Annotated in this window: 9 protein-coding genes, 1 tRNA gene and 1 rRNA gene; 5 read left to right on the top strand and 6 right to left on the bottom strand. The window is 44.5% G+C overall.

The genetic code is table 11. The annotated features are described in order from the left end of the window. The 4 genes from CWO08_RS19075 to CWO08_RS19055 all read right to left on the bottom strand — a co-directional run. Positions 1-1,353 (bottom strand): 16S ribosomal RNA (locus CWO08_RS19075); the annotation flags it as partial. 595 nt (positions 1,354-1,948) lie between these two features. Beyond that, positions 1,949-3,202, bottom strand: coding sequence for an HD-GYP domain-containing protein (locus tag CWO08_RS19065; RefSeq protein ID WP_102431394.1), 1,254 nt, complete (start codon positions 3,200-3,202; stop codon positions 1,949-1,951). Positions 3,203-3,285: 83 nt separating this feature from the next. Next, positions 3,286-3,693, bottom strand: a complete 408-nt coding sequence (locus CWO08_RS19060) for a VOC family protein (RefSeq protein WP_102431395.1) — start codon at positions 3,691-3,693, stop codon at positions 3,286-3,288. A gap of 364 nt (positions 3,694-4,057) precedes the next feature. Continuing rightward, positions 4,058-4,142, bottom strand: a tRNA-Leu gene (locus CWO08_RS19055). Positions 4,143-4,336: 194 nt separating this feature from the next. On the opposite strand from CWO08_RS19055, the gene CWO08_RS19050 reads away from it, so the two are divergent. Then, a complete protein-coding gene (locus CWO08_RS19050) occupies positions 4,337-4,813 on the top strand; it encodes an RDD family protein (protein WP_048659251.1) in 477 nt (158 codons plus the stop codon). Positions 4,814-4,877: 64 nt separating this feature from the next. On the opposite strand, the gene lptG is transcribed toward CWO08_RS19050, so the two are convergent. Both lptG and lptF read right to left on the bottom strand, forming a co-directional pair. After that, a complete protein-coding gene (lptG, locus tag CWO08_RS19045) occupies positions 4,878-5,948 on the bottom strand; it encodes an LPS export ABC transporter permease LptG (RefSeq protein WP_108020925.1) in 1,071 nt (356 codons plus the stop codon). A 3-nt stretch (positions 5,949-5,951) separates the two neighbouring features. Beyond that, positions 5,952-7,052, bottom strand: coding sequence for an LPS export ABC transporter permease LptF (gene lptF, locus CWO08_RS19040; RefSeq protein ID WP_048659253.1), 1,101 nt, complete (start codon positions 7,050-7,052; stop codon positions 5,952-5,954). Between the two features lie 192 nt (positions 7,053-7,244). Between lptF and pepA the strand changes: the two genes are divergently transcribed. The 4 genes from pepA to CWO08_RS19020 all read left to right on the top strand — a co-directional run bounded on the left by pepA (position 7,245) and on the right by CWO08_RS19020 (position 12,915). Next, complete coding sequence (gene pepA, locus CWO08_RS19035; RefSeq protein WP_017058936.1) at positions 7,245-8,765, top strand: leucyl aminopeptidase; 1,521 nt, start codon at positions 7,245-7,247, stop codon at positions 8,763-8,765. Between the two features lie 99 nt (positions 8,766-8,864). Next, positions 8,865-9,314 carry a DNA polymerase III subunit chi gene (locus tag CWO08_RS19030; protein ID WP_048659254.1) on the top strand — a complete coding sequence of 150 codons (450 nt, stop codon included), beginning with the start codon at positions 8,865-8,867 and terminating at the stop codon, positions 9,312-9,314. 102 nt (positions 9,315-9,416) lie between these two features. Continuing rightward, positions 9,417-12,290: a valine--tRNA ligase gene (locus CWO08_RS19025; protein ID WP_108020924.1), complete on the top strand. Its 2,874-nt coding sequence runs from the start codon at positions 9,417-9,419 to the stop codon at positions 12,288-12,290. A gap of 220 nt (positions 12,291-12,510) precedes the next feature. Further along, entirely contained in the window at positions 12,511-12,915 is a 405-nt protein-coding gene (locus CWO08_RS19020; RefSeq protein WP_108020923.1) for a DUF2061 domain-containing protein, read from the top strand. Positions 12,916-12,951: the final 36 nt, after the last annotated feature.

The following is a 12,951-nucleotide window of genomic DNA, read 5'->3' as shown; positions in this document are numbered from 1 at the left end:
GATTCCGACTTCATGGAGTCGAGTTGCAGACTCCAATCCGGACTACGACGCACTTTTTGGGATTCGCTCACTATCGCTAGCTTGCTGCCCTCTGTATGCGCCATTGTAGCACGTGTGTAGCCCTACTCGTAAGGGCCATGATGACTTGACGTCGTCCCCACCTTCCTCCGGTTTATCACCGGCAGTCTCCCTGGAGTTCCCGACATTACTCGCTGGCAAACAAGGATAAGGGTTGCGCTCGTTGCGGGACTTAACCCAACATTTCACAACACGAGCTGACGACAGCCATGCAGCACCTGTCTCAGAGCTCCCGAAGGCACACCTGCGTCTCCGCTGGCTTCTCTGGATGTCAAGAGTAGGTAAGGTTCTTCGCGTTGCATCGAATTAAACCACATGCTCCACCGCTTGTGCGGGCCCCCGTCAATTCATTTGAGTTTTAATCTTGCGACCGTACTCCCCAGGCGGTCTACTTAACGCGTTAGCTCCGAAAGCCACGGCTCAAGGCCACAACCTCCAAGTAGACATCGTTTACGGCGTGGACTACCAGGGTATCTAATCCTGTTTGCTCCCCACGCTTTCGCATCTGAGTGTCAGTATCTGTCCAGGGGGCCGCCTTCGCCACTGGTATTCCTTCAGATCTCTACGCATTTCACCGCTACACCTGAAATTCTACCCCCCTCTACAGTACTCTAGTTCACCAGTTTCAAATGCAGTTCCGAGGTTGAGCCCCGGGCTTTCACATCTGACTTAATGAACCACCTGCATGCGCTTTACGCCCAGTAATTCCGATTAACGCTCGCACCCTCCGTATTACCGCGGCTGCTGGCACGGAGTTAGCCGGTGCTTCTTCTGTTGCTAACGTCAAGAGATGCAGCTATTAACTACACCCCCTTCCTCACAACTGAAAGTACTTTACAACCCGAAGGCCTTCTTCATACACGCGGCATGGCTGCATCAGGCTTTCGCCCATTGTGCAATATTCCCCACTGCTGCCTCCCGTAGGAGTCTGGACCGTGTCTCAGTTCCAGTGTGGCTGATCATCCTCTCAGACCAGCTAGGGATCGTCGCCTTGGTGAGCCATTACCTCACCAACTAGCTAATCCCACCTAGGCATATCTTGACGCGAGAGGCCCGAAGGTCCCCCTCTTTGGCCCGTAGGCATTATGCGGTATTAGCCATCGTTTCCAATGGTTATCCCCCACATCAAGGCAATTTCCTAGGCATTACTCACCCGTCCGCCGCTCGACGCCCATTAACGCACCCGAAGGATTGTTAGTGTCGTTTCCGCTCGACTTGCATGTGTTAGGCCTGCCGCCAGCGTTCAATCTGAGCCATGATCAAACTCTTCAATTTAAGATTTTGTGACTCAACGAATACTGACTTCAAAACTACTATGTAATTTTAAAGCTATTACCATTCCAACAGAATGATAATGAATTGACTGTGCCAAATACCTTCTTCCTACAAGAGAAAGTAGTTATTTGTATTGGTCACTCAGTTCATTGAAACCAAAGTTGATTCCGAAGAATCTGTTTTATCTAACGATAAAACGTTTTGATATTCATCAACGAGTGCCCACACAGATTGATAGGTTTAAATTGTTAAAGAGCTTCTCTTCGTTGTGACTTGCATCACTTCGAAAGAGGCGGCCATTCTAGCGACTTAATTCTCAGTGTCAAACACTTATTTGGAATTAATTTCTACTTTCTAAAAGTAGGAGCGAATAATCACTCAAAGCTAGTTGCCTTTACTAACATTCTGCGCTGAAGCCTTGTGGCGTCTACCGTGTCAGTGAGGCGGCATTATAGAGATGCAGCTCTTATTGGCAAGCATTAAATGTGTTTTTTATTGAAAAAAGAGGTTAAGCGGAGATATTTCAACCAAGGGCTTATTTATACCATTTTCACCCCAAGTTTCGAACAAATTACCCACAACACCTTGTGGATAACTACTCCCCGTTATCAAAAAAATAAGATAAACGAGCTCTTGGGTTTAGATACTCTCTCACTTGTTCCGGTAATTTACTTGGATGAACGGCATTGACGATTTTTATCTCTTTAATAAAGAGGTCAATAATCGGGGCTTGGGTTCTTGGCACGCTAGGATCATAGATAAGTACATTTGGATAAAGCATATGTTTCGCGTTAACGGATATCACAACCCCAATCGAATCATTTGAAAGCTGTACTACGGTTCCTGGTGGGTAAACTCCCATGAACTTAACTAATAGCCCCAAGTTATCTTGGCTATATAAATGCTTGCAGCTTTTATATAAATGGGACAGTGCCAGATACGGGATCATTTGTTGATATTGCGTTTTACCATGGCAAAGGTTATCAAATGCATTAGCCACTGCGACTATCTTGGCAAATTCATCTATCTCATCTTCTTTTAAGCCTTCGGGATAACCAGAACCATCATTCATCTCATGATGTTGAGCAATCACCTTTTTGGCCCTTTCAGGAAAGTCATCAATTGTTGAAACAATATCTGCACCATATTTAGTGTGAAGCTTTAAGTAGTTCTCTTCTGGTACCGTAAGCGCACTCTGCTTTCTTAATATAGCGACTGGTATTTTGATTTTGCCTACATCGTGGAACAACGCTGCGAAGGAAAGATCTTTTAATTGCTGCGTATTGTAACCTTTAGCTTTACCTATCATCAGCGCGACAACAGAAACATTCAATGTATGAAAGTAGATGTCTTCAAAATCAGCTTTAGCATTCATAAGGTGTAATGTGACGTTATCATCGCTTACTAATGTTTCGACAATGTCATCAACCAGAGCTTTTACCTCCCCTACTGCATCTAAAGGTCGGTTACGGATCTTGGTCATCACAGAGCGCATTCGGGCCAGCGAACGTTCGAACTCTTTCTCGCAATGACTCACTCTGCGACGATAAGAGCTTAAAGTTTCGATACGTTCATGCTTATCTTTCCACATTCTTTCCGCTTCAAGGCTTACTTGTAAATCAGTATCGGCTTCTTGCTCAATCACATGGTTAGCAGGTAGAGGGGATGTATCGCTTTGATTCAAGTTTATATAGACGTGCTTAATCCCAAGATGTCGAATTACCTTTACTTGGGCGTCATCTTTGATTTTAAAACTGTTGAATAAAAATGGGTGTTCATTCCATTTTACGGGGAGTCGTATATGCAGACCGGGCTGAATGCGATCTACGGTAATCTTTATGCTGCCCATTTTTATATATAATATTGATTAATAATCTCTATTTATAATTCTAATAAAACCAAGCAGCAATTTCACTATCCAATTTCACAGGTTCAATTTAAAGAATCGCAATGCACCATCCAGCGTATTCCAAACTTATCTTCAACCTTACCAAACCGAGCGCCCCAAAAAGTATCCGCTAACGGCGTCATTACTCGTCCATCTTGCTTTAGCTTTTCAAAGATCTGTTCTTGGGTCGCGGTATCATCTGTAACAAGAGAAAGTGCTAGGTTGTTCCCTTCTAGCTCTTTTGCCTTAACACCATCAGACATCATCAGCTTCATACCAAATGCTTCGAACTCAGCATGCATGACCCAATCAGGTTGAGCTCCCTCTATTACTTGTGGTGCATCACTAAAAAGTTGCTTCGATAAAACCACACCGCCGAAACACTTATGATAAAAATCCAACGCTTCACTACAACGACCGTCAAAAAACAAGTAAGGGGTTACTGTCAGCATATCTCTCTCCTCTGTTATTTACTTAAACATAGACAATAGAAGAAGGAATGACAGGTAACAGTATGATTTAAGATGATTAATTTATTAGGAAATGAAATTACGAAGTGAAACTGCGAGATTTAGGAATGAAACAGCAAGATCTGACTGATTGGACAAGCATTCCTGCCGCTACCGCGAAGGCAACGCTTTCCAGACTCCAGATACAACAAACCCCCAACTTTCGTTGAGGCTCTATCTTAAAATATGGTACCGGTTTAGGCGGACCGATTGGACAGGCATTCCTGCCGCTACCGCGAGGCAACGTTTTCCATACTCAAGATACAACAAAGCCCCGACCATTTCTGATCAGGGCTTTATCTAAATATGGTACCGGTAGGCGGACTTGAACCGCCACGCCCGAAGGCAACGGATTTTGAATCCGTCGTGTATACCAATTTCACCATACCGGCATTATCTTGGGGCATTGCCCTTTCGATGTTTGGCATTATACGTATGCGAACTGATGTGGCAAGTATAAAAACTTGAATTCATGTGTGTTTGCCGATAATTTCGCCACTAAGTCATAAGCTGTGCGTCATGTCTCTTTTCAGGCTAAGCCTTAAACTATATTCTGACGCCTCAATTTTTAGAGAAGTAATAACACATGACATCAACAAACACTCTGCCACCAGCAGGAGTCATGCGCCGATTTGGTGCCTTGTTCTATGACGCTCTGATCGTAATCGCTATTGAAATGTTGGCGGCTGGCGTCATTGTCGCTCTACTGCACGCGCTCATGGCTCTCGGCATATTTAACCACAGCGGTTATGCCGATGTTAGTGACTTCTTAACCAACCATCCGATTTGGAGCCCTGCATACACCTTTTACTTAGTGGCCGTTTGGGTCTATTTCTTTGTATTTTTCTGGACTAGAGCTGGTCAAACTCTCGGTATGAGAGCTTGGAAACTGCGCGTTCAAAACAAAGATGGCTCAGCTATCACAGTAACTCAGGCGCTAATTCGCTTAGGTACTTCAGGTTTTGGATTGGCAAACCTATGTGTGCCATTCGATCCTCAAAAACGTGGCTTTCACGATATCTGGGCAAAGACCGAAGTCGTTGTGTTACCACAAGCAAGATAGCGTGATTTAAGTTAGCTCCAATCAAGATCAAAAAAGGAAGGCGTTATGCCTTCCTTTTTTCTATTTACAGTTTTCGCCTCAAGAGCATGATGGCAATTCCAAGGAACACCACGCTCGGGGCGATTGCGCCAAAGGCGGGCGGTATCTGATAAACCAAACTCACAGGGCCAAAAAACTCACTGGATATATAGAAGGTAAAGCCAGCAATAACACCTGACAGTATTCTCGCCCCCATGGTCACACTACGCAAAGGACCAAAGATAAACGACAGTGCCATCAGCATCATAACCGCGATCGAAATTGGCTGAGTTATCTTCCTCCACAATGCCAGTTCATAACGTGATGCATCTTGCTCCGACGCTTTAAGGTAGAAAACATAATCATACAAACCACTTAAAGAGAGCTCTTCTGGCTTAACCGTTACAATCGCAAGCTTATCTGGAGCAAGTGATGTCTTCCATGAGTATGTCGGTAGACTTTCTTTGGTAATTTGAAGTTCGTTTTCAAAAGACGTTATCTCGACATCCTTCATCGTCCACACATTATCTCCAACGTAATCAACTTCGTCAGAGTAAATAGCGGTCTTAAGTGCCTTCTTTTCATCAAAGCGCCACATGTTCATTCCATATAGCTTCTGATCATCGATTTTGACAATGAAGATGAAGTCATTCGCATCACGAGCCCAAACACCACTTTGCGTCGAGATAATATTACCACCAGCAATGGAAATAGTTCTTAAATCACGAGCCATTTTCTGCGCTTGCGGTGCGCCCCACTGACCAAGTAGTGTCACCACGATCATCAGTGGAATAGCGGTTTTAAGTACCGATAGGCCGATATCTAACTTAGAGAAACCAGCGGCCTGCATAACTACCAGCTCAGAACTCGCAGCAAGCATACCAAGCCCAATCAATGCGCCAAGCAATGCAGCCATTGGAAAGAACATTTCGATATCACGAGGGATACTCAGTAAAACAAAGTACAGCGCTTGTAATAGATCGTATGTACCACGGCCAACTTTTCTCAGCTGTTCTACATACTTGATGATCCCAGAGAGACCAACAAACGTCACCAATACCAGTGACGTCGTTGCGATGATGGTTCTGCCTATATATAAATCGAGAATCTTAAACACGGCTTAAGCCAACCTCTTATTCTTGAATTTTTCTTTCAAACGCCTTACTGGCACGCTATCCATAAAGTTTGCACCAATCGCGACAAATAACAACAACGCATTGATTGGCCACATGCCGATTACCGCAGGAATGCTTCCCTCTTCAATTGAAGATTTAGTTGCACTGATTGCTAAGAAATAGGTGAGATAAATCAGTATTGCTGGGCCGATTTTCGCAAAACGACCTTGGCGAGGGTTTACCGCAGACAGCGGCACGACAAGCATGGTCAACAATGGAATACAAAGTACCAAAGAAATACGCCATTGCAATTCAGCTTTCGCGCTATTATTCGGGTTACCGATAAGGTCAAGTGTCGGGATAGCTTCCCAGTCTCGACCTTTCTTCTCAACTTCACGTTGACCGATCAGGCCTTCGTATTCTTCAAAGTGTGTCACCATATAATCAAGGCGTGTAGGCACACCTTCATGACGAGTGCCATCGTACATCACGATAACTTGGCGACCATCGCTGAGTTCTTTTACATCTCCCGACTTCGAGAACATCACACTTGGCAGTACTGAGTCACGTGGGCGCATTTGAGCAACGAACACATTTTCTAATTTATTGCCGTCAATATCATCGATAAACACCACAGAAGAACCATCCGGCGTGCCTTCAAACTTACCTTTTGGTAGCAAATCAACGCTATTCTCTGCGGCTACTTCTTCATACATTTGTTCAACTTTGTCTTGTGACCAAGGAGACAACCAAAATGAGTTAAAAGCGGCAACCGTTGCGGTAATTAAAGCTAAGTAAAGTGCAGATTGAATCAGGAATTTATTACCAATACCGGTGGCGTTCATCACCACAATTTCACTTTCGGCGTAAAGGCGGCCAAAAGTCAGCAAAATACCAATATAGATACTGAGAGGAAGCATCAATAGGCCCATCGCTGGCATATTTAAGCCAACAATCGACAATATAAGACTCGCGGGGATATCACCATCAGAGGCGTCCGCTAAAACACTGATGAATTTTTGGCTGAGAAACACGAGAAAGAGAACAAAAAAGATCGCAAATTGGCTCTTGATTGTCTCGCGGATCAAATATCTAACAATAATCACGCTCAAATTACCTATACAAAACTTGTTTTTTTGATTGAATCACTATAATTTCCCGTTGAACCTTTTATTTTTTTAAATTTTTAGCTAAGTGTTAGCGTTCTTCTTTAAGGTTAGTTCCATTATAGGATCCAACAAGTAAGAACCCATTATCTAACATTTAGTTCGATTTGTCTTCAGGATGTAGGAGTACGCATGGAGTTCAGTGTAAAAAGTGGCAGCCCAGAGAAACAGCGCAGCGCATGTATCGTTGTCGGTGTATTCGAACCGCGCCGCCTTTCTCCAGTAGCCGAGCAATTAGATAAGATTAGCGATGGCTACATTAGTTCACTGCTTCGTCGCGGTGATCTAGAGGGTAAACCTGGCCAGATGCTACTACTGCATCAAGTACCTGGTGTACTTTCAGAACGTGTTCTACTGGTAGGCTGTGGTAAAGAACGTGAGCTAGGCGAGCGTCAATACAAAGAAATTATCCAAAAAACCATCAGCACACTAAACGAAACAGGTTCTATGGAAGCAGTATGTTTCCTTACAGAACTTCACGTTAAAGGTCGCGACACTTATTGGAAAGTTCGCCAAGCAGTAGAAGCGACTAAAGATGGTCTTTACACATTCGACCAATTCAAGAGCAACAAACCAGAGACTCGTCGCCCACTACGTAAATTGGTATTCAACGTACCAACACGCCGCGAATTGAGCCTGGGTGAGAAAGCTATTTCTCACGGCCTTGCTATTGCTTCAGGTGTAAAAGCGTCTAAAGATTTAGGCAACATGCCACCAAACATCGCAAACCCTGCTTATCTTGCATCTCAAGCTCGTCGTTTAGCTGACGATTACGAGACAGTGAAGACTAAGATCATTGGCGAAGAAGAGATGGAAAAACTGGGTATGACATCATACCTAGCAGTAGGCCGTGGCTCTAAAAATGAATCTATGATGTCTATCATGGAATACAAAGGCGCTCCGGATCCAGATGCGAAGCCGATTGTATTAGTCGGTAAAGGTCTGACTTTCGATTCAGGCGGCATCTCGCTTAAGCCTGGTGAAGGTATGGATGAGATGAAGTACGACATGTGTGGTGCGGCGTCAGTATTCGGTACAATGAAAGCATTGGCTAAACTGAACTTACCTATTAACGTGGTTGGTATCCTAGCAGGTTGTGAAAACATGCCAGGCAGCAATGCTTACCGTCCAGGTGATATCCTAACGACAATGTCAGGCCAAACGGTTGAAGTACTAAACACTGATGCTGAAGGTCGCTTGGTTCTATGTGATGCTCTAACTTACGTTGAGCGTTTTGAACCAGATTGTGTTGTCGATGTTGCTACGCTAACTGGCGCATGTGTGATCGCTCTAGGTCACCACATCAGTGGCGTTCTATCGAACCACAACCCGCTTTCTCACGAACTTGTTAATGCTTCTGAGCAAGCAAGTGACCGAGCATGGCGTCTACCTATGGCAGACGAGTACCATGAGCAGCTAAACAGCCCGTTCGCTGATATGGCGAACATCGGCGGCCGTCCTGGCGGCACAATTACTGCTGGTTGCTTCCTGTCTAAATTCACTAAGAAGTACCACTGGGCACACATCGATAGTGCTGGTACAGCTTGGAAGTCAGGCGCAGCGAAAGGCTCGACAGGTCGTCCTGTCTCAATGCTAGTCCAATTCTTATTGAACCGCAGCGGCCAAGAGACTGAAGAGCAATCTTCAAAATAATAAAAAGGGCCTACGGGCCCTTTTTTAATAAGCGCTATTTGTTAGATCCTGTTAACCAAGTAACATTGATATCCACGATTTTCAGTTCGAGTATTAAGTATGCAGACTGCTACATTTTACATTGTGCCTTCAGACAGTCCGCAAGCCAGCGAAGATGGTTTTGCTCACTATGTGCTGTTTCTTGCTCAGCACTTTGCGAAACAAGGCGCTAAGCTTTATCTCAACTGTAATGACAAAGAACATGCCGAGCGTATTGCTGAAGTTTTGTGGCAAGTCGAACCCAGTGAGTTTATTGCGCACAACTTGGTTGGCGAAGGCCCAAAGTATTCAACCAACATCGAAATTGGCTATCAAGGCGTAAAACATAATTGGAATCGTCAGCTAGTAATTAATCTGGCCGATAATCATACAACCTTTGCGAACGCCTTTGCTCAGGTGATAGACTTCGTCCCTTGCGAAGAAAAAGCTAAGCAACTCGCTCGAGAAAGGTATAAAATTTACCGTCAGGCTGGATATCAGCTACAGACGATCGAGATTCAACATCCATAGTCAAACCTCATAGTTAAAGCTATCTTTGGATTTAGATTCAAGAAGCTTCACTTATGAAGTTTGACCACGATTAACCATTCACAGTATCCGTTTAAGAGCACTATGGAAAAGACATACAACCCAACATCAATCGAACAAGCTCTGTATCAGACTTGGGAAGAGAAAGGCTATTTTAAGCCACACGGTGACACATCAAAAGAAGCTTACAGCATCATGATCCCGCCACCGAACGTCACTGGCAGCCTACACATGGGTCACGCGTTCCAAGATACGATCATGGATACGCTTATCCGTGCTCAACGTATGAAAGGCAAAAACACGCTTTGGCAAGTGGGTACTGACCACGCTGGTATCGCAACTCAAATGGTTGTTGAGCGTAAGATTGCTGCTGAAGAAGGTAAAACAAAACACGACTACGGTCGTGAAGCTTTCATCGACAAGATCTGGGAATGGAAAGGCGAATCAGGTGGCACGATCACTAAACAGCTTCGTCGTCTTGGAGCATCTGTAGATTGGGATCGTGAGCGATTCACTATGGATGACGGCCTATCGGCTGCGACTCAAGAAGTGTTTGTTCGTCTATACGAAGAAGACCTAATCTACCGTGGTAAGCGTCTAGTAAACTGGGATCCTAAACTGCACACTGCAATTTCAGATCTTGAAGTTGAAAACAAAGACAAAAAAGGTTTCATGTGGCACTTCCGCTACCCGCTAGCGAACGGTGTTAAAACGGCTGATGGTAAAGACTACATCGTTGTTGCTACTACTCGTCCAGAAACCATGCTTGGTGATACTGGCGTAGCGGTTAACCCAGAAGATCCTCGTTACAAAGATCTTATCGGCAAAGAAATCCTACTTCCTGTTGTTAACCGTCTTATCCCTATCGTAGGCGATGAGCACGCAGACATGGAAAAAGGCACGGGTTGTGTGAAGATCACTCCAGCTCATGACTTTAACGATTACGAAGTGGGTAAGCGCAACAACCTACCGATGATCAACATCCTAACGTTCAACGCTGATATCCGTGATGCTGCTGAAGTCTTCACAACCAACGGCGAAGAAAGCGATGTTTACTCAACAGATATCCCTGCTAAGTACCAAGGCATGGAGCGTTTTGCTGCACGTAAAGCTATCGTTGCTGAATTCGATGAACTTGGTCTACTTGAAGAGATCAAAGATCACGACCTAACTGTCCCTTACGGCGACCGTGGTGGTGTGGTTATCGAACCAATGCTGACTGACCAGTGGTACGTGCGCACAGCACCTCTTGCTGCACCTGCAGTCAAAGCTGTTGAAGATGGCGAAATCCAATTCGTACCTAAGCAGTACGAAAACATGTACTTCGCGTGGATGCGTGACGTACAAGATTGGTGTATCTCTCGTCAACTGTGGTGGGGCCACCGTATCCCAGCATGGTACGACAACGATGGTAAAGTTTACGTAGGTCGCACTGAAGAAGAAGTTCGTGAAAAGAACAACCTTTCACCGGTGATTGTTCTTAAGCAAGACAACGATGTACTTGATACATGGTTCTCTTCTGCACTTTGGACGTTCGGCACGCAAGGCTGGCCTGAAGATACTGAAGCAATGAAAACATTCCACCCATCAGAAGTACTAGTATCTGGTTTTGATATTATCTTCTTCTGGGTTGCTCGTATGATCATGATGACCATGCACTTCGTGAAAAACGAAGATGGCAAGGCTCAAGTACCTTTCAAAACGGTTTACATGACAGGTCTTATCCGTGATGAAAACGGCGACAAGATGTCTAAGTCGAAAGGTAACGTACTTGACCCAATCGACATGATTGACGGCATCGGCCTTGAAGAGCTAGTAGAAAAGCGTTGTGGCAACATGATGCAACCTAAACTGGCTGCTAAGATCGAAAAAGCAACACGTAAAACTTTCGAAAACGGTATCGAACCATACGGTACTGACGCACTGCGTTTCACTCTTGCTGCTATGGCTTCAACTGGCCGTGACATCAACTGGGACATGAAGCGCCTTGAAGGTTACCGTAACTTCTGTAACAAGCTATGGAACGCGAGCCGTTACGTACTGATGAACACAGAAGAGCACGATTGTGGCATGTCACTGTCTGTTGAAGACCGTGCAAACATGGAATTCTCTCTAGCGGATAAGTGGATTGAATCTCAGTTTGAAGTTGCAGCGAAAGAGTTTAATGCTCACCTAGACAACTACCGTCTAGACATGGCAGCAAACACGCTTTACGAATTCATCTGGAACCAATTCTGTGACTGGTACTTAGAACTAACTAAACCGGTTCTTTGGAAAGGCACTGAAGCTCAACAACAAGCGACTCGTTACACGCTTATCACGGTTCTAGAGAAGACTCTGCGTCTTGCTCACCCAGTTCTTCCTTACATCACTGAATCTATCTGGCAGAGCGTTAAGCCTCTAGTAGACGGCGTTGAAGGCGAGACAATCATGACTCAAGCGCTTCCTCAGTTTAACGAAGATAACTTCAATGCTGAGATCGTAGAAGACATCGAATGGGTTAAGACTTTCATCACAGCTATCCGTAACCTACGTGCGGAATACGACATTGCACCAAGCCAAGGCTTAGAAGTAATGATCAAAGTAGCTGATGAGAAAGATGCAGCTCGTATCGAAGCGAACAAGATCGTTCTTAACTCTCTAGCTAAACTAGACGACATTAAAGTTCTAGCTAATGGTGAAGAGACTCCTGCTTGTGCAACTAAACTGGTTGGCAAATCTGAGCTAATGATCCCAATGGCGGGTCTTATCGACAAAGATGCAGAGCTTGCTCGTCTAGATAAAGAAGTAGCTAAGACTCACGGTGAGATTAAGCGTATCGAAGGTAAGCTAGGTAACGAAGGTTTCGTTGCTAAAGCACCAGAAGCGGTTATCGCGAAAGAGCGTGAAAAGCTTGAAAGCTACCAAGAGACTCTTGTGAAGCTTGAAGAGCAAAAAGCAACAATTGCTGCTCTTTAAAATTGAATGAACGAGGAGGTTTGGAACCTCTCGCTCTAGATAAAAAGGTTGGCCTTCATGGTCAACCTTTTTTTATGCACCAAGTTCCAACCCAATCAGCCTCACTCCAGTTTATTGATAGCTTTTGCCTATCAAAACAATCTTAACTGCCCATTGGATTTAGTGATAATAATTCTCAATAATAGCTCTATCGAAACAACACAACGACCGAGTAATTATCATGAAAAAGACACTAACCTTTGCTGCATTACATTTTACTATCGCATTTAGTGTCGCTTATGTACTCACAGGCGACATCTTAATTGGTAGCTTAATCGCCATGATTGAGCCCTCTGTGAATACTGTTGCCTTCTATTTTCATGAAAAGGCGTGGGCTCAAGTACCAGCGCTTAAAGCTCGTCAGTGGATGACCAAATTAAAAACAGCAAGCTTTGCTAGCATCCACTTTAGTGTTGCCTTTACCGTTGTCTACTTGTTGACTGGCGATGCCTTCATCGGCGGTGTGATGGCTTTGCTAGAGCCAGCTTTAAATACAGTTGCTTACTACTTCCATGAGAAAGTGTGGTTACGAAAAGCTGACAACCAAATGGCACAACAACAATTCTGTTTGCACCAACATGCTTAGTCACCATATATTGGGTCACATATTAGTGACCCTTTC

The sequence above is a fragment of the Vibrio sp. 10N.286.48.B8 genome (assembly GCF_003050085.1).
Classification (GTDB): domain Bacteria; phylum Pseudomonadota; class Gammaproteobacteria; order Enterobacterales; family Vibrionaceae; genus Vibrio; species Vibrio crassostreae.
The sequence above is the reverse complement of the archived record's forward strand: the minus strand, read 5'-3'. Positions and strand labels throughout refer to the sequence as shown.

What these genes read in the sequence shown, in the direction of transcription:
- CWO08_RS19065 (WP_102431394.1), bottom strand. Translation starts at nt 3,202, where the DNA reads ATGGGCAGCATAAAGATTACCGTAGATCGCATTCAGCCCGGTCTGCAT.
- CWO08_RS19060 (WP_102431395.1), bottom strand. Translation starts at nt 3,693, where the DNA reads ATGCTGACAGTAACCCCTTACTTGTTTTTTGACGGTCGTTGTAGTGAA.
- CWO08_RS19050 (WP_048659251.1), top strand. Translation starts at nt 4,337, where the DNA reads ATGACATCAACAAACACTCTGCCACCAGCAGGAGTCATGCGCCGATTT.
- pepA (WP_017058936.1), top strand. Translation starts at nt 7,245, where the DNA reads ATGGAGTTCAGTGTAAAAAGTGGCAGCCCAGAGAAACAGCGCAGCGCA.
- CWO08_RS19030 (WP_048659254.1), top strand. Translation starts at nt 8,865, where the DNA reads ATGCAGACTGCTACATTTTACATTGTGCCTTCAGACAGTCCGCAAGCC.
- CWO08_RS19025 (WP_108020924.1), top strand. Translation starts at nt 9,417, where the DNA reads ATGGAAAAGACATACAACCCAACATCAATCGAACAAGCTCTGTATCAG.
- CWO08_RS19020 (WP_108020923.1), top strand. Translation starts at nt 12,511, where the DNA reads ATGAAAAAGACACTAACCTTTGCTGCATTACATTTTACTATCGCATTT.